The 22399-nt window shown below is 48.0% G+C and carries 15 protein-coding genes; 6 read left to right on the top strand and 9 right to left on the bottom strand.

The features are described from left to right. The first annotated feature begins 1 nt into the window (after position 1). Positions 2–2497: an acyl-CoA dehydrogenase gene (locus tag DYD21_RS11615; RefSeq protein WP_116036823.1), complete on the top strand. Its 2496-nt coding sequence runs from the start codon at positions 2–4 to the stop codon at positions 2495–2497. 53 nt (positions 2498–2550) lie between these two features. Here the strand turns inward: DYD21_RS11615 and proC are convergent, their stop codons facing one another. Beyond that, positions 2551–3369, bottom strand: a complete 819-nt coding sequence (gene proC / locus DYD21_RS11610; protein ID WP_116036820.1) for a pyrroline-5-carboxylate reductase — start codon at positions 3367–3369, stop codon at positions 2551–2553. A 321-nt stretch (positions 3370–3690) separates the two neighbouring features. On the opposite strand from proC, the gene thrA reads away from it, so the two are divergent. Genes thrA through thrC form a run of 3 tightly spaced genes read left to right on the top strand, consistent with a single transcriptional unit; the run spans position 3691 to position 8443 of the window. After that, positions 3691–6165: a bifunctional aspartate kinase/homoserine dehydrogenase I gene (thrA, locus tag DYD21_RS11605; RefSeq protein WP_116036818.1), complete on the top strand. Its 2475-nt coding sequence runs from the start codon at positions 3691–3693 to the stop codon at positions 6163–6165. A gap of 2 nt (positions 6166–6167) precedes the next feature. Beyond that, positions 6168–7136 carry a homoserine kinase gene (locus tag DYD21_RS11600; RefSeq protein WP_116036815.1) on the top strand — a complete coding sequence of 323 codons (969 nt, stop codon included), beginning with the start codon at positions 6168–6170 and terminating at the stop codon, positions 7134–7136. Then, the gene (gene thrC, locus DYD21_RS11595) at positions 7133–8443 is read left to right on the top strand and encodes a threonine synthase (RefSeq protein ID WP_116036812.1); all 1311 of its coding nucleotides are present in this window, start codon (positions 7133–7135) and stop codon (positions 8441–8443) included. The genes DYD21_RS11600 and thrC overlap by 4 nt, the downstream gene beginning before the upstream one ends. Before the next feature lie 19 nt (positions 8444–8462). Here the strand turns inward: thrC and arsS are convergent, their stop codons facing one another. Continuing rightward, on the bottom strand, positions 8463–9506 hold the full coding sequence (arsS, locus tag DYD21_RS11590; protein ID WP_116036810.1) for an arsenosugar biosynthesis radical SAM (seleno)protein ArsS: 1044 nt from the start codon (positions 9504–9506) through the stop codon (positions 8463–8465). Between the two features lie 179 nt (positions 9507–9685). Then, the gene (locus DYD21_RS11585; RefSeq protein ID WP_116036807.1) at positions 9686–10021 is read right to left on the bottom strand and encodes an arsenosugar biosynthesis-associated peroxidase-like protein; all 336 of its coding nucleotides are present in this window, start codon (positions 10019–10021) and stop codon (positions 9686–9688) included. A gap of 293 nt (positions 10022–10314) precedes the next feature. On the opposite strand from DYD21_RS11585, the gene DYD21_RS11580 reads away from it, so the two are divergent. Together DYD21_RS11580 and DYD21_RS11575 are read left to right on the top strand one after the other, a co-directional pair. After that, the gene (locus DYD21_RS11580; protein WP_116037134.1) at positions 10315–11877 is read left to right on the top strand and encodes an AbgT family transporter; all 1563 of its coding nucleotides are present in this window, start codon (positions 10315–10317) and stop codon (positions 11875–11877) included. Positions 11878–12119: 242 nt separating this feature from the next. Further along, positions 12120–13256: a Gfo/Idh/MocA family protein gene (locus DYD21_RS11575; RefSeq protein WP_116036804.1), complete on the top strand. Its 1137-nt coding sequence runs from the start codon at positions 12120–12122 to the stop codon at positions 13254–13256. Here DYD21_RS11575 and DYD21_RS20900 read toward each other — a convergent pair. The 6 genes from DYD21_RS20900 to DYD21_RS11550 all read right to left on the bottom strand — a co-directional run bounded on the left by DYD21_RS20900 (position 13226) and on the right by DYD21_RS11550 (position 22315). Next, positions 13226–13441 carry a hypothetical protein gene (locus DYD21_RS20900; RefSeq protein ID WP_147303568.1) on the bottom strand — a complete coding sequence of 72 codons (216 nt, stop codon included), beginning with the start codon at positions 13439–13441 and terminating at the stop codon, positions 13226–13228. The two genes, DYD21_RS11575 and DYD21_RS20900, sit on opposite strands and share 31 nt — an antisense overlap. 507 nt (positions 13442–13948) lie before the next feature. After that, positions 13949–16579: a T9SS type A sorting domain-containing protein gene (locus DYD21_RS11570; RefSeq protein ID WP_158551599.1), complete on the bottom strand. Its 2631-nt coding sequence runs from the start codon at positions 16577–16579 to the stop codon at positions 13949–13951. A 725-nt stretch (positions 16580–17304) separates the two neighbouring features. Further along, on the bottom strand, positions 17305–18402 hold the full coding sequence (gene leuB, locus DYD21_RS11565) for a 3-isopropylmalate dehydrogenase (protein WP_116036799.1): 1098 nt from the start codon (positions 18400–18402) through the stop codon (positions 17305–17307). Positions 18403–18764: 362 nt separating this feature from the next. Then, positions 18765–19346 (bottom strand): 3-isopropylmalate dehydratase, encoded by a 582-nt coding sequence (locus DYD21_RS11560; protein WP_116036797.1) that lies wholly within the window; start codon positions 19344–19346, stop codon positions 18765–18767. Positions 19347–19601: 255 nt separating this feature from the next. Further along, positions 19602–20915 (bottom strand): 3-isopropylmalate dehydratase large subunit, encoded by a 1314-nt coding sequence (locus DYD21_RS11555; RefSeq protein WP_116036794.1) that lies wholly within the window; start codon positions 20913–20915, stop codon positions 19602–19604. 206 nt (positions 20916–21121) lie between these two features. Beyond that, complete coding sequence (locus DYD21_RS11550; protein ID WP_116036792.1) at positions 21122–22315, bottom strand: 2-isopropylmalate synthase; 1194 nt, start codon at positions 22313–22315, stop codon at positions 21122–21124. Positions 22316–22399: the final 84 nt, after the last annotated feature.

Genomic DNA, 22399 nt, shown 5'->3' with positions numbered 1-22399 from the left:
CATGGAATCTTTCATTCAACAATTTTCATTTTTTGCAGAGCTCCCCGGCTGGGTTTCATGGGGAAGCGTAATTGCTGCATTTATAATTTTTGCATACACAGGAGCACCTTTATGGATCTGGGCGATTGCCGGCTTGGTAGCGCTTGCAGGATTTGGCGCTCCCGTATGGCTGGTCACAACCTATCTTGTACTTGTCTTGATTTTTAATGTAAAACCGCTGAGACGGGTGCTCTTTTCGGGACCGGTGATGAAACTGCTGGACGCCCTGAAAATATTACCCGCCATTTCGGAAACGGAGCAGACAGCGATTGATTCCGGCACGGTTTGGATAGAAGGAGAGCTTTTTTCGGGAAAACCCAATTTCAAAAAAATGATGGATGAGGCCTATCCTGAACTGACAGAGAAAGAGCAGGAGTTTATGGACGGCCCGGTAGAGGAGCTCTGCGGAATGGTGAGCGACTGGGACGTTTTTCAAAGGAAAGGGTTTGATGATCAGACGTGGAAATACCTGAAAGAGAAACGATTTTTCGGGTTGATTATCCCCGAGGAGTATGGCGGCTACGGTTTTTCGGCGAATGCACACAGCGCGATCGTGTCTAAGCTCGCTTCCCGCTGCGGCCCGCTTGCAACAACCGTGATGGTGCCCAACTCACTCGGTCCTGCCGAACTGCTTATGCATTACGGAACTGAAGATCAGAAAAATCACTATCTGCCTCGACTTGCAGACGGGCGGGAGATTCCCTGTTTTGCGCTGACCGAACCCAATGCCGGATCAGATGCAGGCGCGATGCAGAGTACGGGTGTAGTGAAAATGGATGATAACGGTAATCTTTACCTTCTTCTAAACTGGGATAAGCGGTACATCACACTTGCGGCGATTTCATCGGTAATAGGATTGGCTTTTAAATTGAGTGATCCCAAGGATTACCTGGGTAAGGGCGAAGATCTGGGAATTACATGCGCCCTGGTGCCGAGCGACACGGAGGGTGTTGAACTTGGCAAACGTCACGATCCGCTCGGCGTTCCGTTTTATAACTGCCCGACCCGTGGAAAGAATGTGAAGGTTCCGATTGATGCCATTATTGGCGGAAAGGAAGGAGCCGGAAACGGCTGGCGTATGCTGATGGAGTCACTTGCTGTGGGCCGCGGAATTTCACTTCCCGCACAATCGATTGGTGGAGCACGGATGGCGTTTCGCGCGGTGGGAGCTTACGCCGGAATCCGGAAACAGTTCGGCCTGAACATTGGGAAGTTTGAAGGAATTGAGGAGCCGATGGCCCGAATCGGCGGTTACACTTATCTTATGGATGCTGCCCGCGGATATATTTGCGGTGCTCTCGACAAAGGCGCCAAACCGGCTGTGGTTACCGCAATTGCCAAATATAACTTCACTGAACTTGGTCGTGAAATCATCAATGATTCGATGGACATCGTTGGCGGAGCGGGAATTTCACGCGGACCACGGAATCTCTTTGCACATAGTTACATTGCCACGCCGATCGCCATTACGGTTGAGGGCGCCAATATTCTCACCCGTACGCTCATGATCTTTGGTCAGGGTGCAATCCGCAGTCACCCTTACGCATTGAAGGAAATTAATGCCTTAATGGAGAATGATGTGAAAGCGTTTGATGAAGCGTTCACCGGACACCTTGGACATGTGGTGCAGAATAAAATACGGTCACTGATGCTGAGCCTGACCCGCGGGCGTCTTGCCAGATCGCCCGTCAGCGGCCCGGCTGCCAGATATTACCGAAAACTGGCGTGGGCATCCGCATCTTTTGCATTTATGGCGGATATCGCTCTCGGTTCCTACGGCGGTGCACTCAAAATGAAAGAGAAACTCGCCGGACGCTACGCCGATATTCTGAGCTGGATGGTTCTTGCATCAGCTACGCTTCGCCGGTTTGAAGCGGAAGGTCGGAAAGAAGAAGATCGTATCTTTTTCGAATGGGCGATGCAGTATGCATTTTATCGAATTCAGACCGCTTTTGATGAGATCTACAACGAAATTGAAGTTCCGGGGTTTAGCTGGGTATTCCGCGGACCGGTTGCTCTGTGGTCACGGATCAACCGGATTGGGAAAAAGCCATCTGATATACTGGGCCATAAAGTTGCCCAGGCGATGCAGCAGCGTGGTGAACAGCGCGACAGGCTGACAAAAGGAATTTACATGAGCAAATCAAACGATGAGGCGATCGGTAAATACGAACATGCTCTGAAGCTTATTGAAGATAACTTCCCGATCTACAAAAAACTCTACAAAGCCACTAAGGCGGGCGAGCTCAAAAAAGGGAGTGTGCTGAAGCAGCTTGATCCCGCACTGGAAAAAGGAATTATCACCCACGAAGAGGCAAACCGCGTGAAAGAAACCGAAAACGCCCGGTTTGATGCAATCCTGGTTGATGAATTTACACTTGAAGAGTATAACCGCAACGCTGTTGATCCGGCGGAAGGCCTCGGGATGGAGAAGGAGGAGAATCCGTTGATGGCGTAATGGTTGAGTTCACTGTCCGGCACTGCAAAAACCGGGCAGGGTTCAATTCAACCTCAGGATTCATCATCTGCTTTATGCAGTCCTTCCGCTTTTTTAGCGGAGAGTAAAATCCCTTTGATCATGGCTGAACTAAAGCCGCTGTGTTCCATTTCATTCAATCCTGAAATGGTGCATCCGCGCGGAGTGGTGACCCTGTCAATTTCATATTCGGGATGATTGGCTTTATCAGCCAAAAGTGAAGCGGCGCCTTTGGCCGTCTGTGCCGCCATCTCAAGCGCTTCATGCGCATGAAACCCGATCTCCGTTCCGCCCTGAGAAGCCGCCCGGATGGAGCGCAGAAAGAAAGCAATACCACATGCGCAAAGAGCGGTGGCTGCAGTCATCTGCTCCTCCATGATGGTAACCGTTTTCCCAACCGCGTTGAAAATTTGTGTAGCCATCTCTAAAACTTCGGCATTTCCGTTATCTGTGCAGATGCAGGTCATCGATTCTCCAATTGCAATGGCGGTATTCGGCATCGCGCGAACAACGGGCAGATCCGGCGATACAATCGATTTCATGTGACCGATATTCACTCCCGATACGACTGAAATCAAAGTGTGACGGCCGCTATCCAGAAACCCGGAAATCTGTTTCAGAAGCTCGTCGATCTGGCTCGGTTCAACGGCAACAATAATGATATCCGATTGGTCAATGGCCTCTTTATTACTGGTTGTTACATTGAACCCCTTTTCTGAAAATGGTTCAAGAAGCTTGATCCTTCGGCGCGTAAGCGTGATTGAAGGAGCAGTGTAGGTGCCGGATGAAACAAGCCCGGTAGCGATGGCAGTGCCGATATTCCCGGCACCAAGAATGGCGATGGATGTACTCATGAGTATTTATTTAGATTTGGCAGACATTGATATCAGTGGATCGTTGTTAACGTATCTGGTGTGGTGTTATCGGATGACTTTTAGGTTGTTCACCACAAATATGACACTATAAAAAAGTATAGTTATTGTAACTCCACACTCTATTTAACATATAAAAGTTGAAGAATACAGTTCAGAAGCTGAAAATCGGCGAAAATATCAGGAAGCGCTTCTAAAGCAAAGATTGAAAAATGAAAGAAATTCACGAAATTAACTTGAACAGGAACCTACAGTTGACTAACATAAATCGCTTCATACCACACTATTAATGAAATATTTTCTATGCAAGTGCTGAAGTTTGGCGGCTCTTCAATGGGTACAGCCGAGTCGATATCAAGCGTTATTTCAATCGTAAAAAAGAGGGCGGAAAGCGGCTCTGTTGCCGTTGTTGTTTCGGCGATGAAGGGTGTAACTGATCAGCTTGTAGAAACGTGCGACCGGATGGAGCGAGCTTCATTCAGCTATGAAGAGACGATAAAAAATCTTGAAGAACGGCATTACAGTGTGGCCCGGCAAATGCTTCCGGCACAGGCACAAAGTGAACTGATTACCGAGCTGAAACTCATCTTAAACGAGCTTGAGGATGTTCTTCAAGGCGTTTCACTGGTTCAGGAGATTACCCCGAAAACCAGGGATTTTATCATGGGATTCGGCGAAAGACTCTCGGCAAAACTACTTACCTACCTGGTAAAAAATGAGGGGATCGAATCTTCTTATACCGATGCCCGATCGTTTATTGTGACCGACTCACGCTTCGGTAATGCAAGAGTGGATGAAGAAACCACGTATAAAAAAATTAAGAACTATTTTAACGGTTCCGGTAAAACGAAAGTTTATGTGGTCACGGGTTTTATCGCCGCAAACCGCGCAAAACTTCCCACAACCCTCGGGCGCGGCGGATCCGATTACACCGCTTCCCTGCTGGGCGCTGCTCTCAAAAGTGAACTGATTGAGATCTGGACAGATGTAAACGGTTTAATGACCGCAGATCCCGTAAAGGTTAAACGTGCGTTCCCGATCTATGAGATTTCTTATGAAGAGGCGATGGAACTATCGCATTTCGGAGCAAAAGTGATCTATCCGCCAACGCTCATCCCGGCGCTAAAGGCACAGATTCCTATTGTTATCAAAAATACATTCGATCCTTCACAGCCCGGAACGTCCATTCGGAAAGAAATTCAGCCCACACATAATCTCATTAAAGGGCTCTCATCCATCGGGAACATTACCATGCTGACCGTAAAAGGAAGTGGCATGATTGGCGTTAGTGGCATTGCCGCCCGTATCTTCACCTCTCTTGCGGATGCTGATGTGAATATCATCATGATTACGCAGGCTTCATCGGAACATACGGTTTCGATCGCGGTGCCGCCAAATCAGTCAGAGACTGCAAAAAACGCGATCCAGTCAGAATTTGAGCAGGAGATGCTTGGACACGAAATTGATGAAGTGGATGTGGAGAAAGATCTGTCCGTCATTGCTGTTGTCGGGGATAACATGAAGAATATCCCCGGAATTGCAGGCCGTGTATTTCGTGCACTGGGACGAAATGGTATCAATATTCGCGCGATCGCACAGGGCTCATCGGAGCGGAATATCTCGTTTGTAGTGAATAATAAAGATGAGAAAAAAGCGATCAATACACTGCACGATGCCTTTTTCCTGGCTGGTGTGAAAACGGTAAATCTCTACGTGGCCGGCATCGGACTGATCGGCGGAACCCTGCTGGAAATGATCCGCGGACAGCTCCAGGTTTTTTATGATGATTACAATATTGATTTTTGTTTAAGAGGAGTTGCCAACTCCCGGCAGATGCTGATCCGCGAAGAGGGCGTTCCGTTATCTGACTGGAATGAACAGCTTGACAATCACGGAAAACCGACCTCTTTGCCGGAGTTTATCAGTCAGATTAAACAGCACAACCTGCCCAACTCTATATTTGTAGACTGTACAGCCAGTGATGAAGTATCGGAAATCTACCCGGAACTGCTCTCATCAAGTATTTCGGTGGTTACGCCAAATAAAAAGGCGAATTCGGGATCGCTCAAATACTACCAGGAACTGCACGATCTTGCCAGTAAACACAACGTTGCGTTTAAGTATGAGACCAACGCGGGTGCCGGTTTGCCGATCATATCCACCATTGATGAACTGGTATCCACCGGAGATCAGGTGGATAAAATTGAAGGCGTACTTTCCGGAACACTCAGTTACATTTTTAACTCCTTTACGGGAGATCAAAAGTTCAGCGAGATTGTACGGCAGGCTCGCGAGAAAGGGTACACCGAACCCGATCCGCGGGAAGATCTGAATGGCCGTGATGTCGCCCGAAAACTTCTGATTCTGGCGAGGGAAGCCGGTTTTAAAATTGAACCGGAAGATATTGACGTTCAAAACCTGGTGCCGGAACCGGCGCGAAATGGCATGGATGTGGATCAGTTTTTCGAAAAACTTTCTGAGTATGATCATGAATTCGAAAAAATGAGGCTGGAAGCAGAGGAGCATGGAAAAAAACTCTGTTATATCGCGCGATTTGAAAACGGCAGAGGCGTAGTGAAGCTGGAAAAAATATCAGCAGATCACCCATTTTATGGTCTCGACGGAAGCGATAATATTATGGCACTCTACACAAGATATTACAAAGAAAGCCCGATGGTTATCAAAGGTCCGGGTGCCGGCGCAAATGTGACATCAGGCGGTATCGTAGCTGACATTTTAAGGGTTGTAAGTACAAAAGCGGCAAGCAACGCGGGGTAATCATGAGCATTAAAAAATCAGACACAGTCAAAGCGTTTGCTCCCGCCTCAGTGGCAAATGTGTCGTGCGGTTTTGATGTACTTGCCCTCGCCATCAACGAACCGGGGGACATTGTTGAAGTCTCAAAAAGTGATAAACCCGGCGTTTCGATTGATGAGATTACGGGCGACGACGGCCTTCTGCCCCGTGAACCGATCAAAAACACGGCCGGACGAGCAGCACTGGCACTGATTGCAAATCTGGATGAGGAACCGGATTTTGGTATTTCGATACGAATTCACAAAATGATGCCCCTGGGCAGCGGAATGGGATCCAGCGCTGCGAGTTCCGTAGCAGCTGTGGTAGCGCTGAACCGCCTGCTGGGTGACCCCTTCAGCAAAATGGATCTGCTTAATTTTGCCCTCGAGGGTGAACTGGCGGCGAGCGGGAGCCCTCATGCCGATAATGTTTCAGCTTCGTTACTGGGTGGGTTTACACTGATCCGAAGTCAGAATCCGCTCGATGTGGTTCAGCTTCACGTCCCCGATGGCCTTGTTATCGCTGTTTTTCATCCGCATCTATCCATCAGCACGAAGAATACACGGCTGATACTTCGAAAATCGGTGCAGATGTCACAGGCTGTAAAACAGTGGGGCAATGTAGGCGGTTTGATTGCGGGCTTATACACCGAAGATTTCGATTTGATTTCGCGTTCAATGGAAGATCATATCGTGGAACCCGCCCGTTCTATTTTGATACCCGGCTTTGATGAGATGAAAGAATATGCACTGAAGGCAGGAGCGCTCGGATTCAGTATTTCAGGAGCCGGCCCATCGGTGTTTGCACTCTGCCGTTCCGAAGAAATCGCCCGCACGATCCAAAACGATATCGTAAAAATTCTCGATACCTACAATCTGCAAGTCGACACTTATGTATCGCCGGTAAACCGGAAAGGTAGTTATGTCATTGAAGAAGGTGAGGATCCGGTATGAGATTTTTCAGCACGGGGGGGCAGTCACCTGAAATCTCTTTTCTGAAAGCAGCCGAACAGGGACTGGCTCCGGATGGCGGGCTCTACATGCCTACAGAATTTCCATCTCTTCCATTACCGTTCGATTCACCGAATTCAGAATTTTCACTGCAGCAGCTTGCCAAAATCTGCAGCTACCCGTTTTTAGATGAAGACCTTTCGTCTGATGATACAGATCGGCTGATTGATGACGCGATCAATTTTGAAGCACCGCTGGTTCAGCTCAGCGAAACTCTATTTATTCTTGAACTTTTTCACGGACCTACGCTGGCCTTCAAAGATTTTGGAGCCCGCTTTATGGCGCGGCTCTTTTCAGCTCATCGAACCCGCAGCAATGGCGACCTCGTGATTCTGGTAGCTACATCCGGGGATACCGGCGGGGCGGTTGCCGGCGGATTTTATGATCTGCCGGGAGTTCAGGTCTGTCTGCTTTATCCTGAAGGAAAAGTGAGTGATCTCCAGCGGAAGCAGATGACAACATTGGGTAAAAATGTGACTGCACTCGAAATTAGCGGCACTTTTGATGACTGCCAGAAACTGGTGAAGCAGGCGTTTTCAGATCAAAAACTGAATAACGCACTGAATCTCAGTTCAGCTAATTCAATCAATATTGCCCGACTTTTGCCGCAGAGTTTTTACTATCTGCACGCTTTTTTTCAGCTGAAAAAGCTGACAAACCAAACTCCGGTTTTTTCCGTGCCAAGCGGTAATTTTGGAAATCTCACAGCCGGACTGTTTGCTGAAAAAATGGGCATGCCCGTCAAAAAGTTTATCGCTGCTACCAACAGGAATGATGTTGTACCGCAGTATTTGTCCGGAACCGATTTTAAACCCAGGCCGTCTATTCAAACTATTTCCAACGCGATGGATGTTGGGAATCCGAGTAATTTCAGCAGGATCCGGTCTCTTTTTGATGGAGATGACGAACGGATCAGAAAACACATTTTTGGAACTGCGTACTCGGATGAACAGACCCGTAAAAAGATCGGGGACCTGTATCAGGAATTTGGATATATCGCTGATCCCCATACAGCGGTCGGAGTGCTTGCGCTGGATCAGTACCGGGAACAGTCCGGTGATGACTCACCTGCCATTGTGCTTTCCACGGCACATCCGTCAAAATTTGCGGATGTGGTTGAAGAGGTAATCGGGCGCGAAGTGGAAATTCCGGAACGCCTGAAAAAAGCGAAAGAAAAAGAAGAGAAATCGATTCCGATGGATGCCGGTTACGATTCACTGAAAGAGTTTCTCACCGAACAGTACGGATAAGCCTGCAACGGGCGAAGTCTTACGCCGTTGCCCCGCCGCAGCTGCTGCCCATCCCTGCCGTGCAGCCGTAACAATGCTGGTTTACGATAATTTCGCGGTTGTTAAGGTTCTCCTCATCCCAGTTTTTAATATGATCGGGCGCGCCGTGGTTGGTTTTCAGCTCCAGCATCTGGTTAAAATCGCAGTCATAAAGCGATCCGTCCCACCCGATTGAAATGGTATTGCGGCACATTACGCCCAGTGCTGCGCCCGGATTGAAAGAGGTGATCAGTTTTTCCATGTACTCTTCGAGATTACCGCTTTCAACGAGAAAATTGAGATAGCGGCTGATCGGCAGGTTTGTAATCGTATAAAGATCATTAAATACAATACCGTATTCATCCCCGAGTCTCTTTTTGTAATCTTTTTCAAGAGAAGCCTGGTCAGGCGGAAGAAAGGCGCCAACGGGATTATAAACAAGATTCAGAGAAAGATTCTCATCACGCCCATATCCAAGATCATTCAGCAGCTTCAGTACCTTCATCGACTTGTCATAGGTGCCCTCACCCCGCTGGTTATCCGTTCGGCGTTTGCTGTAGAAAGGAAGCGAGCAGGTGATCTCCACGCTTCTGTCGGCCATAAACTGCGGCAGGTCTTCAAACTTTCGGGTATCGAGGATCGTCAGGTTTGAACGTACGATGATGTGTTTGCCAAGTTTCGAAACCTCATCCACAAACCAGCGGAAATGCGGATTCATCTCAGGAGCGCCGCCGGTCAGATCTACGGTTTCGATATCTGATTCTTTCAATGCATCGAGACAAAGCCGGAGCGTTTCGCGGGTCATAATCTCTTTACGGTCCGGACCGGCATCCACGTGGCAGTGTTTACAGGTCATATTACACATGTACCCAAGATTGATCTGGAAAATTTCAATCCCGGTAGGTTTGAGAGGGAAGAGATCAATCTCCTTCAGCTTCTCTTCAAACTTTTCAAACTCCTTCACTTTTTCTGTGTGGCTGTTGATGACCTCAATCTGGCGATCCGGATGAGACAATGCGTGCTGCTGTGCGATGAGTGACTTCATTCTATAACTGAAAGGTGAAAAGTGAAAAGTGAAAAATTTATCAAAAGCTTAATTTATGGGTGAGATCTTAGTAAAGATTTATAGACATGAGAGCTGATTACTTTTTTGGAAAATCTCAGACCTTTCATCACTAACCTATCTCCAATCTAAATTCTCACATCTCATATCTATAATCTCTTCTACATACTCAGCTTATCCACTTTATTCATCATCTGAACACCGTGAACCAGCGATGCTCCGCCGCGGATGGCGGTTGCAACGTGTACTGCTTCCATCATCTGCTCTTCAGAAAATCCTTTTTCGAGGCTCTCCTCGGTGTAGGCGTCAATGCAGTACGGGCACTGAACGGCGTGGGCTACAGCAAGCGCAATCAGCGATTTTTCCTTGGCAGAGAGAGCGCTGTCAGAAAAAACAGCTCCGTAATAGTCGAAAAATTTATCAGCAAGATCTTTCTGAAACTCGCCGACATCGCCAAATTTTTTGAGGTCTTCAGGGTTGTAGTAGGTTTTATCCATCGATAGATTCGTTTGATTAGTGTAAAAATTAAAAAATCGGCACCGGCTAATTTGATCAGCAGGCAGGTGGTGTTGTTAACATAAATACAATGATACGAACAATGATTCCTAACAAAAGGATAAAATTAATGAAAACCATCTGATGGTTATCAGGCTGCACAAAAATTAAATTATCCAAAAATGTTGCATCGAAATGTGAATCTCTTATTTTCCCTCAATCAGAAAATAATGCTCTAACTTTATTATCCTTAAACGTGGCTGAAGAAAATAACGAACCTGCTGAAGATAATGAGATCCCCGAATCGGAAGGTCGCGGAACCCTGTTTGACAAATTTTTAAATGTAATCGAAACGGCAGGAAATAAACTCCCCGATCCGGCTATGCTTTTCTTTTGGCTGATGATCATTGTATGGGTCACGTCCGCCATACTCGCCCAGTTTGCCTTTACTGAGATCGATCCGAGAACAGGGGAAGAACTTGTGGTCCAAAATCAGCTCACCGGTGACAGCCTGGCTGATTTCCTGGCAAATATGATTCAGACCTTCGTACTCTTTGCACCGCTCGGGATTGTTCTGGTGGCGATGCTCGGTGTTGGAGTTGCCGAACACTCCGGCTGGATTGATGCCGGCCTGAAAAAACTACTCAATTTTACGCCGGCTTCTTTTTTAACCCCCATGCTGATCTTCATTGCCATCATTAGTCACACAGCCGCTGATGCCGGATACGTGCTGGTGATTCCGCTGGGAGGTGTGATTTTTTACGCAGCCGGGAGGCATCCCCTTGCCGGTATTGCTGCAGCCTTTGCAGGGGTGAGCGGGGGGTTTTCAGCCAACTTTATCCCGTCGGCTATTGATCCGCTGCTTTCCAGTATTACACTTGAAGCCGCTCGAATTGTTGACCCGGCAATGACCATCAACCCAATCAATAACTGGTACTTCACTTCAGCGTCCTGTATCCTGATTGTATTGGTTGGCTGGTACATCACCGATAAAATTGTGGAGCCCCGTCTTGAAGGAATTGAAGTGGATGGAGATGAGGATGAAATGCCTCAAATGGAAACCGTAACTCCGCAGGAAAGTAAAGCTTTTTGGTGGGGATTTACCGCAATGATTCTCGGTATTGTAGGTTTGATCATCTGGGCCTGGCCAGAAAGTTCAGGGCTTCGTGATCCTGACTGGCAAAATCCTGAAGTGAGCTCACTTTTCTCTCCGAATGCAGCCCTCATGCAGGCGATTGTACCGCTGATTTTTGTTTTGCTGCTGATTCCGGGAGTGGTGTACGGATATGTATCGGGCAAATACGATAGCTCGAAAGATATGATCAATAACATGACGAAGTCGATGGAGAGTATGGGCTATTACATTGTGATGGCGTTCTTCTGTGCACTCTTTATTGATGCGTTCAACCAGTCGAACGTAGGGTTGCTGATTGCCGTAAAAGGCGCAAATTTTCTGGAAGCACTTGCGCTGCCGGGACAGGTTACAATCGTGGGAATCATCTTCCTAAGCGCATTCGTGAACCTGTTGGTTGGCTCAGCTTCAGCAAAATGGCTGTTAATCGCACCCATTTTCGTACCGATGCTGATGCAGCTCGGGATCAGTCCCGATCTCACTCAGGCGGCATATCGTGTGGGTGATTCCGTATCAAACATCATCACACCGCTACTTCCGTACTTCCCGCTGGTAGTGGTATTTTGTCAGCGTTACGTGAAAAACACCGGGATCGGAACTCTGATCTCAATGATGATTCCCTATTCCATCATTTTTGCCATCACATGGACCATCTTTCTGCTCGTTTACTGGTGGATCGGAATCCCGCTCAGTTTTGAAGCACCGTATGTTTATCCGGCACCGTAGTAGATAGATTGGAGATACGAGATATGAGATGTGAGAGCCTGAACTGCAATGCGGGCTCTCCCATTTTTTTGAAGCCTGAATCGCCGTGGCGAATGTAAACAAACGTATTTCGGGATCGTCTGCATGAGGGTTGGTAAATTCAGATTTTTGGTAAGCGAAATAAGCTGGATACCCGCCCTCAGTTTTTGTTTTTAGATGATCAACAGATTTCTGTAAATCTCAAATAGACAGGAGATACTGCCATGACTCAAAAACCCGATATCCATATCACACGCAGGAAAGCGCTGCGTCACCTCGCAACCGGAGCTGCAGCCGTAGCGATCTCACCGCTGGCAATAAGCTCGTTAACATCTGCCGGCAGACATCGATCAAACATCAATTCCGTTACGCTGGCACTGGTAGGCGGAGCTCATATTCATGCACCCAATTTTGCCAACCGGATGGCGGAATCACCCATTGTGACCACCAAATATGTGTGGGATCCCAGCCGGGAAGTAGCCGAGGAGCGTCGCGACGTGACGGGCGGTGAAATTGCGGATGACCCATCAGTGATATTTCAGGACCCTGAGGTGGATGGCGTGGTGATCTGCTCACAAACCAATCTTCACGCAGAACTGGTGCCACAGGCTGCCGAAGCGGGAAAGCATTTGTTTGTGGAAAAACCTGTGGGTCTGAATGGCGATGAAGCAAAAGCGATTGCGGATGAGGTTAACCGGGCGGGGGTGATTTTCCAGACCGGCTATTTTATGCGGAGCAGCGGGGTGAATCAAAAAATAAAATCCCTCTTGCAGGATAGCGCGCTGGGTGATATCACCAGGTTACGGCTCAGTAATGTCCACAGCGGCGCGATCGGGGGATGGTTTGATACGGACTGGTACTGGATGACCGACACCGAACAGGCCGGTGTAGGCGCGTTTGGCGACTTGGGGTCTCACGTGATGGATCTGCTCCTCTGGTTTATGGAAAATGACTCGCCAAAAGCGTGTACCGGTTATGTGAACGAGGTTCTGGAGCGATATCCTACCAGTGATGAATATGGAGAGGGAATGGTAACGTTTGAATCGGGCGCGGTTGCCACCATTGCCGGCGGATGGGTGGATCACGCCAATCCAAATCAAATAGAGATCTCCGGTACGGAAGGTCATCTGCGGGTAACGAATGGCGAACTCTTTTTACGAATTCCGGATAGAGACATCGATGCATCTGAACCCCGGACCGATCTCCCGGAGGACCACAAACACCCGCTGGAGCTCTTTTTTGATGTAGTGGCCGGCGAGGAAAATCTGCCATTAATCACCGCAGACGAAGCCGCTGAAGTCAACCGCGTGATCACCGAAATCTACAACGCTCACGTACAGGGCGGCTGGGTGCAGTTGTAATATCCTTCACCGGTTGAGGCGATGAGTTTCCGGGCATTCAATTGGTTTTGGTTTGAACTGTTGGAGGGGCATGCTTGCGCAAGCTGTTGAGTTTCGCACTGCGTTCGAAGTTGAATTGTGGAAAGGGTATCTTTGTCGGACGATTGTTTCTTTCGTCCGATGAGTTGAAGTGATTGGTATTCCATTCAGAATTTGACCGGTTAGGCAAAACACGCAGTATAGAAAAAGGCGATTGTGAAAGTGTCCTTTAGATCATACAAGCCACAGAAAAATCCCGGAGGGATTAAACACGAATAGCCCACCCGATGGGTCGGGTTCTTCGACTGTGTGAAACTCGGGGAGAGAATTTGGGGACATAGATATGTCAACCCCGGAGTGGGTTGAACAAGATGGATAAATTCCGATACTGGAGAATTCAACCTGCTGTCGGGGTTGAGGTTTAGGCTGTGCGTTCAATTCCCCCAGCTACGCTGAGGGCTATTCACTTTGTACTCCTTCATTTTGGTGTTGTGCAATAAAAATTGATGAATGTGCCCGGTAGTTCATGCAGGCCCCGGCCGGTATGTCACGTGTTTTGAAAAGGGGATAGGGGTCACATGAACTCGTCGGACGAGGGTTTTTAGTACCAGATAAAAAAAGCCACGCGTTCAAACGTGGCTTTCTCTTGCTCAATTAGGAATAGATTTCTGAGATTATTTAATTAAAGTCATCTTTCTGCTTTGAGTGAAAGATTGTCCGCTGCCCAGGGTCGCTTCGAGACGATACAGGTATACTCCGGAAGAGAGCCGGGAAGCGTCAAAGTTGACCGAGTGTGATCCACTGCTCATGCGATTATCCACAATTGTAGCAACTTCGCGGCCCGCCATGTCATATACCCGAAGCTGAACATCTGCGGCATCCTCCAAAGCAAAATGGATGGTAGTCGCCGGGTTAAACGGATTGGGATAGTTTTGATCAAGCTGGAATTGTTTCGGCTCTTCAGCGATTGGTTCATCAATGGAGACATCCACGATTTGGAGATCCCAGTTACTGATCGTGTGTGCCGATTTGTTACCGGCCTGTGTGAACATGCCCGTCGTCCAAAGTTTATCATCCAGATGACTAATTTTTAAAACGGTACCTGGTGAATGGCCGAAAACTGTTATTCCATCTCCCAGCGGGTTCCACCCTTCATCTTGTGAAAAGGATGCGATGGAATTTACACCTTTCTGCCCGTTTATACTTTCAAAACTACCTGCGACATAGAGAGTTTCGTCAGCGTTTACAAGGCTTGTGATAGTCGTATTATCCGAGAGGTCTGCATTTTGAAAGTCAGACCAGGTTTCATTAACCGGATCCCACGCAGCAATACCGGATAGATTCGCCGATGCGCCCTGGTTTGTAAATTCTCCGGCAGCGATGAGTTCATCTTTATAGCGCGTGAGGTAGAAAATATTACCATCAAGCCCGTTTCCTAAGGGGCTCCATTCCTGATCGGTCTCAGACCAGGCGGCAACACCTGTGGCATCAATCGGGTTATCATCCGACCCAACAGATTGAAAACTTCCACCGATAAAGACCGTATCTCCCTCTTTATAAATGGCTCGAACTAAATCGTTGTTGGCTGTCCCGTTTCCCACATCAAACCAGTCACTCCCGTTCCAGTAGGCGACACTATTTACCTGCATGCCTGTAGCTTCCGTAAATTCACCAACTGCATAGATATTGCCGTCGAATTCAGCCAAATCCCAGATATACGGGGTACTAATTATATCGCTTGTGATCCCTGATCCGAGGCGAGACCACTCCTGACCGTTCCATCGGGCGATGCCGTTGGCGGGTTGAGGAAGGGAACCAGCGTGTTCAAACTGTCCGCCGACATACAGGTTTCCGTCATGAACCAGGAGGGATGAACCTGCAGGGCTATAGCCGCCTTCCTCAACGGTAAGTCCGCCATCGAGATCGTGCCATGTTTCACCATCCCAGCGGGCAATGCCTGAAACCTCAATTCCACCGATTTCATCAATAAATCCGGTGACATATAAATCACCCTGGTACCAGGCAACGTCAAAAATCATGGATCCATTATCAATACTTGCCAGAGACAAAGTAACATCCTGGCTTCCTACCCGCTGCCACTCTGACCCGTTGAACATTGAAAAGTTGGGAGAAGAGATACCGTTTGCACTTTCGAATACTCCGCCAGCATATAACGTGCCGTCTGAGTTGTGCACAACCGATGTAACTGCACCATCTATTCCATTACCGATCGGTTGCCACTGACCATCGTTTAAAGTTGCAACACCGCGAATTTCGTTGATTCCGATATTTTGAAACTCACCGCCAATGACCAGTTCACCATTGTGCATGCTCATACGTATTGCGGGTTCATCCGGCGAACTTTGTCCGGGGCTTTTCCAGTTTCGATCCTGTAGATCTTCAGACAAGTCGTATACGCCAATATACCGTAGTGTTGTACCGTCACCCCGTTCATCAAACCGTCCGGCTGCATAGATAAGATCATCGTCAATCAATATGTCGGTAACGAAATTGTTAAAACCATCCCCCAACGGCTCCCAGTCTGATCCATCCCACATAGCGATGCGGTTCAGGCCATTGTTACTAAAATCTCCGCCGGCAATGATGTTGCTGCCGTCCGTAGTAAGAGTTTGTACCACGGAATTCAATTCCATTCCAGACAGACTGCTCCAGCTTTCTGAATTTTCACTCCAGCGTGAGATATAGGGTGAAGCTACCTGGTCGCCATTTGAATGTTCAAAATCACCACCAACGTAGAGAGTATTGTTTACAGCCAATAATGCCCATACGTTACCATCTGTTCCCCCGTCGAGCGGAGACCAGGATTCGCCATCCCATTTCGCAATGTGGTTTAGCTCAGTTACCTCACCGTCTACGGTTACGGATGAAAAGGCTCCGCCAATAAAAAGGTTACCATCAATAAATGCAATATCGAAGACCGGTCCGTCAAACTCACCGGGAAAAGTGCTATAAGATTCGCCATCCCATTTTACCAGTCCAGTTGCTGAAACTACTTGAGTTCCATCGGATGCGGCTTCAATATCACCGGCAATGTATAAGTCACCCTGATATTCTTTTACCTTAAATACTATTTCCTGAATGTAGGCTTCGCCGAATTCCCCCGACCAGCGCTCATTTTCTTCTGCGAATTGAGAATCGAAAGAGGTGGTTGAAGGGGATGTGTTTTTCTTTAAAACCCGGTTCAGATCCTCACCGGACTTTTGTTGTAGTTGATTGACCTGGTTCATCAGGCCGCTATCTGTGGAGTGGTTTTGCTCTCCATTGTTGTGTTGCGAAAATGCCATTACAGCTGTAGATAACAGAACTGAAAACGACAATATGAAAACATACGCACATTTGTTTATCGTATCGAACATCATATGATTTTTGTTTTTGATTCAGTTTAAGGCCTGCACTAACCATTAGAAAATTTTAATACAGGAGTTTTGTATAGTATGCGTACCTGAGTATTCGCAGCTATCAAAAAAATCTAAAAAATAGGGGATAGGGTCACATGAACTCGTCCGACGAAGGGCAGATCCTCATCGGATGATTGTTTTTTTCATCCGATGAATTTCCGAGCAAGAATTGGTTTGGAGTTGAACTGTTGAGGGGCATGCTGCGCATGCTGTTGAGTTTCGCACTGCGTGTGAAGTTGAATTGGTGAGTCGAAGTGATTGGTAATTTCTTCAGGTCCACAGAAAAATCCCGGAGGGGTCAAGCACGAATAGCCCACCCGATGGGTCGGGTTCTTCAACTGTGTGAAGCTCTGGGACAGAAATTGCGGGCGCAGATGGGTCAACCCCGGAGTGGGTTGAACAAGAAGGATAAATTCCGATGCTGGAGAATTCAACCCGCTGTCGGGGTTGAGGTTTAGGCTGTGCGTTCAATTCCCCCCAGCAACACTGAGAGCTATTCACGTTGTACTCCTTCGGAGTGGTGTTGTGCAATAAAATTGATACACATGAACTCGTCCGAAGAAAAGAGCCGCAAAGCGATCCCTTCGGGGCTATCGTCGGACGAGGTTTTTTTATCGGATAATCGCTTTTTTCTTTAACTCACCTAATACGTTTGCTCCCATTTCATCTGTGCCGATCAGCGTCTCTTCTTCTGATCCGGTGTAGATATCTCCCGATCGGAAACCGGCTGCCAATACGCGGTCTATCGCGTCTTCAATTTCAGATGCGGCCTCCGTGAGGTCCAGGGAGTAGCGGCAGAGCATCGCGGCTGAGGCGATTGCGGCCAGTGGGTTGGCTTTGTTTTCTCCGGCAATATCGGGTGCGGAGCCGTGAACCGGTTCGTAGAGTCCGTTTTTGTCGCCGATACTCGCCGATGGCAGCATCCCGATTGAGCCGGTCAGCATTGAGGCTTCATCGCTTAAAATATCGCCGAAAAGATTTCCGGTCAGGATTACGTCAAACTGACCGGGATTACGGACCAACTGCATGGCACAGTTGTCTACCAGCATATGGCTGAGTTCAATCTCTTTATAATCCGGCGCCATTTCCGATACCGTTTTTCTCCAGAGGCGGGAGGTGTCCAGGATATTTGATTTATCCACAGAACAGACACGTCCGTTTCGTTTTGCAGCGGCTTCAAACGCATGTTTTGCCACTCTCTGAATTTCTGATTTGGAGTAGACCATCGAGTCGGTGGCAACCACATCACCATCAACTTCTTTGGTGTGACGCGGCCGGCCGAAATAGATGCCTCCGGTGAGCTCACGGACGATCAGAATATCGGTTCCTTCCAGTATTTCCGGCTTCAGGGAAGATGATCCCATCAGCGCGGGATAGATCTTAATCGGACGCAGATTGGTGTAGGTGCCGAGTGTTTTGCGAAGTTTAAGCAGTGCTGCTTCCGGACGGTGCTGTTTGGGGAGATCATCGTACTGAGGGCCTCCCACCGCACCCAGAAGTACAGCATCTGCCTCGAGACACGCATCGAGTGTTTCATCCGTAACAGGCTCGCCAAACTCATCGTAACTGCATCCGCCAAAAAGGAAGCTTTCTGTTTCAATCTCAATACCGTGAGCTTCACATGCTCTCTTCAAAACCTCCACTGCTACCGATGTAACTTCTGTTCCAATTCCATCACCGGGGAGTACTGCTATTTTTTTTGTGGTCATTTTATGAGTTAAGTAACTATTTGAAATTTTGGAATATATAATCCCCTCTTCAGAGGGGACAGGCGCAAGCTCAATCCGCCATTGGCGGATATTGAGCCAAGCGAGGGGTGTGTTTGCCGTTTGAAGTTCCTATTCTCGACCGACACATCCCTGATCAATCGCTAGACGCTCTTGATCTGTCCCCTCTCGAGCCACACTTGGTCCCGATTATTTCGGGGAGGGGATTTAAGGGTTGTTCAATCGGAGTTCAGAGACTGAAATGAGGGATTCGTCTATTTCATAACTTATTTAACACCCCTCTCAGTCTCCCCTTTTTAGGGGAGAGTTTTGTCGCCACTGAAAAAACTCCAAACTAACTTCTGTCAGCTGTTCACTGATTCCACCATCCCCGTCTCCCGGGCGTAGGCAAAAATTCCGCCGGCACTGACGATATCAGCCACGCTGCCAAGCGGCCGGATTTTATACTCTTCATTCTGAGTCAGGTTTTTAACCACTTGCTTCTCCTGGTCGATCTCCAGCTCGTCGTGTGTATGAACTTTCTGGCTGAGATCTTCGAGGCTTTCGTAAGGAATCACAAAGCCGCCGTCCACTGAGTTGCGGTAAAAGATCCGTGCATAAGTGGGCGCGATGATCGCTTTTACCCCCGCAATTTCAAGGCATGCCGGTGCGTGTTCGCGGGATGATCCGCACCCGAAATTCGGGCCGCCGACGATAATGTTGAATTCACTTTCAGTAGCATCCTCTTTGGTTAGAGGAATGTTCCCCTGCGGTAACCCGGACTCATCATCAGGAACTCCTGAAAGCGCATATTTGCCGTAGAGCTTTCGCTCCTCAGGATCTTCCAGGCTATACACAAGATGTGCCGCCGGGATGATTTGATCAGTATCAATATTCTTACCGAGAACAAAAGCTTTACCTTTGATGGTGGTTGTTTTTTGTGGCATTGGGTTTAATGTGTGGTTTTAAAAATTGTTAAAGAGTATCCCTCTTCTGCCGCAGGCATCCCTTTGGGGGAAGGGGGATGATAAAACACGTCCAGTGTTTTATCCGGGGGATGTTCAATAGGGATATGAATAAATTTCAAATTTCAATCTTTGTCAAAGCTCCGTGAACACCCCTCACGAAATCATCTGAACGATGATTTCCATCTCCCCTCAAGGGGAGACTTTTTCTCACATCTATCATCTCACATCTCACATCTATATAACCGTCTCCTGGATAAATACCCTCGGATCGGTAATTGTCCCCGTAACTGCAGATGCAGCAACGGTGTAAGGCGAAGCCAAATAAACCGATGCGGCTTTTGATCCCATTCGCCCGGGATAATTCCGGTTGGTTGTGGAGATACAGATTTCATCTTCGTTCAGTCGTCCAAATGTGTCCGACGGTCCGCCAAGACACGCTGCACACGACGCACGGCCGATTTTGCATCCGGCATTTTTGAAGATATCTATCAGCGTTTCGCCCATAATGGTTTCCGTTTCAAGCCCTTTGGCGATCTCGGTAGTAGCCGGAACGATGTAGGTGTCGATTTTGAGTGTCTTACCTTTGATGATTTCCGCCGCGGCCCGGAAATCTGAAAGCTTCCCGCCGGTGCATGACCCGATGTAGGCGCGTGTCAATTCGGTGCCTTCGAGTTCTTCAGCGGTGGCTTTGTTGTCCGGGCTGTGCGGTTTGGCAACCATCGGCACAATATCATTCAGGTTATAAAAATGTTCACTGTGATATTCGGCATCGGGATCACTTTTAAACTCCTCAAACGGATGATCGGTACGCGCTTTCACATATTCCCGGGTGATTTTATCCGTCTCTACAACACCATTTTTTCCACCGGCTTCAATCGCCATATTGGTCAGTGTCATGCGGTCTTCCATCGTAAACGCTTTGATGCCGCTTCCGGCAAATTCCATGGTTCGGTAGGTAGCGCCATCCACCCCGATATCCCCGATAATTTTCAGGATGATATCTTTTGCCATCAGGTAGGGAGGAAGTTTGCTGCCTTCAAATACAAACCGCATCGTTTCTGGGACTTTTACCCATAATTTTCCTGTGCCCATGATAAACGCAGCGTCGGTATTCCCGATTCCGGTGGCAAACTGGCCAAACGCACCTGCAGTACAGGTATGGGAATCAGTACCGAAGAGTACTTCGCCCGGACGTGTAAATCCTTCCTCAGGGAGAGCTACGTGACAAACTCCTTTATAGCGATCAGTTCCCACATCATAATAGTGGGGAAGATCCTGGTCGGCAGCAAATGCGCGCAGAATATCGACGTTTCGGTTGGCATATTTATCTTTTGTGAAAATGTAGTGATCGGGGATAATCACAAGCTTCTCTTTATCCCAGACCCTGGCATTTTCGCCAAATTCCCGCTGAAAGATCTGGATCGCCGGCGGGCCGCATACATCGTGCGTCATCAGCACATCCACATCCACCCAGACACTCTCGCCGGGTGATACTTTACTGTTTCCGCTCTTTTTTGCCAGGATCTTTTCAGTTAATGTCATTCCCATGGTTTGGTATTGGTTTTGTAGTGGTTTGATGATATTAATTTAAAATGTGTTTGAATACTCCCCCTTAAAAAAGGGGGATTTAGGGGGATGTTAATTACTGCAAGGAGTTATCTTTGAGGATTCGGTTTACATCAAAGCTTCGTAAACACCCCTCTGTGTCTCCCCTTATTAGGGGAGAGTAACTACTCACTCCGCGAAAAAAAACATCACCCACCAGAAGCCATTTTTTGTGGTTCCGGATTTGGCTGATTTCTCATCATCGACATGATGGATGTCAGATCGTGATCTTTCACAATCTTCTTCTCATCGGCGAGACGAGTTACGCTTTTGTACGCTGAGTTCAATTCGTCTTTGCTGAGTTTATAACCCATATCTTCGAGTTTTTTCCCGAGTGCAAATCGTCCGGAGTGTTTTCCGATAACGATTTTATTACAGGTGAGACCCACTGATTCGGGTGTCATAATTTCGTAGCAAAGCGGATTTTTCAATACGCCATGCTGATGGATACCCGCTTCATGCGCAAACGCGTTATCGCCCACGATCGCTTTGTTTGGCTGAACACCTTTGCCGGTGATTTCAGCAAGAAGCTGACTGGCCGGATAGATCTCGCGGGTGTTCACACCGGTAGTAAAGTCCATGTTGTTTTTTCGCGTTTCAATCGCCATCACAATCTCCTCGAGTGATGCATTTCCGGCCCGTTCACCAATCCCGTTAATGGTGCATTCCACCTGCTCTGCCCCGTTTTGCACGGCAAAAAGTGAATTTGCAACGGCAAGTCCCAGGTCGTTATGGCAGTGCACGCTGAGTACGGCATCGCTGATGTTGGGCACGTTTTCACGGATTCCCTTGATCAGCTCGCCAAATTCCCAGGGGAGGGCGTAGCCAACGGTATCCGGCACGTTGATGGTGGTGGCTCCGGCACTAATTGCGGCCTCGAACACCCGGTATAAAAATTCAGGATCGCTGCGGGAAGCGTCTTCCGCAGAAAATTCCACATCATCACAATAGGAGCGGGCCTTTTCAACTGCGTGAATGGTCGATTCTACCACCTCATCCCGCGACTTGCACAACTTATATTTCATGTGAATATCAGAAGTGGCGATAAAGGTGTGAATTCTCGGTTTGGCCGCTTTCTCCACAGCTTTAGCAGCTGTTTCAATATCCAAATCGGTGGTTCGGCAGAGGCCTGCCACGCTGCTTTCGGTGATTATCTCCGCGATTTTTTTCACGGTTTGAAAATCCCCTTCCGAAGCGATCGGGAAACCGGCCTCGATAATATCTACGCCAAGCTTCTCGAGCTGACGGGCAAGCCGGAGTTTTTCACTCTCGTTCATGCTGTATCCGGGCGACTGTTCGCCGTCGCGAAGGGTGGTGTCGAAAATTTTAATTTGATTACTCATGGTATAAAAAGTTTTGTTCTGATTGATTTTTTGCCTTGGTCGGTGGTGGTTTTTTTATTCAGCCGAACCGGCTAGCAAATCAAC

The sequence above is a fragment of the Rhodohalobacter sp. SW132 genome (genome assembly GCF_003390325.1).
Lineage (GTDB): Bacteria > Bacteroidota > Rhodothermia > Balneolales > Balneolaceae > SW132.
The sequence above is the reverse complement of the archived record's forward strand: the minus strand, read 5'-3'. Positions and strand labels throughout refer to the sequence as shown.

Excerpts from the sequence above, each read along its gene's own strand:
- DYD21_RS11570 (WP_158551599.1), bottom strand. The coding sequence starts at position 16,579 with ATGGCATTTTCGCAACACAACAATGGAGAGCAAAACCACTCCACAGAT.
- thrC (WP_116036812.1), top strand. The coding sequence starts at position 7,133 with ATGAGATTTTTCAGCACGGGGGGGCAGTCACCTGAAATCTCTTTTCTG.
- DYD21_RS11550 (WP_116036792.1), bottom strand. The coding sequence starts at position 22,315 with ATGAGTAATCAAATTAAAATTTTCGACACCACCCTTCGCGACGGCGAA.
- DYD21_RS11575 (WP_116036804.1), top strand. The coding sequence starts at position 12,120 with ATGACTCAAAAACCCGATATCCATATCACACGCAGGAAAGCGCTGCGT.
- DYD21_RS20900 (WP_147303568.1), bottom strand. The coding sequence starts at position 13,441 with ATGGAATACCAATCACTTCAACTCATCGGACGAAAGAAACAATCGTCC.
- leuB (WP_116036799.1), bottom strand. The coding sequence starts at position 18,402 with ATGACCACAAAAAAAATAGCAGTACTCCCCGGTGATGGAATTGGAACA.
- thrA (WP_116036818.1), top strand. The coding sequence starts at position 3,691 with ATGCAAGTGCTGAAGTTTGGCGGCTCTTCAATGGGTACAGCCGAGTCG.
- arsS (WP_116036810.1), bottom strand. The coding sequence starts at position 9,506 with ATGAAGTCACTCATCGCACAGCAGCACGCATTGTCTCATCCGGATCGC.
- DYD21_RS11600 (WP_116036815.1), top strand. The coding sequence starts at position 6,168 with ATGAGCATTAAAAAATCAGACACAGTCAAAGCGTTTGCTCCCGCCTCA.
- DYD21_RS11615 (WP_116036823.1), top strand. The coding sequence starts at position 2 with ATGGAATCTTTCATTCAACAATTTTCATTTTTTGCAGAGCTCCCCGGC.
- DYD21_RS11585 (WP_116036807.1), bottom strand. The coding sequence starts at position 10,021 with ATGGATAAAACCTACTACAACCCTGAAGACCTCAAAAAATTTGGCGAT.
- proC (WP_116036820.1), bottom strand. The coding sequence starts at position 3,369 with ATGAGTACATCCATCGCCATTCTTGGTGCCGGGAATATCGGCACTGCC.
- DYD21_RS11555 (WP_116036794.1), bottom strand. The coding sequence starts at position 20,915 with ATGGGAATGACATTAACTGAAAAGATCCTGGCAAAAAAGAGCGGAAAC.
- DYD21_RS11560 (WP_116036797.1), bottom strand. The coding sequence starts at position 19,346 with ATGCCACAAAAAACAACCACCATCAAAGGTAAAGCTTTTGTTCTCGGT.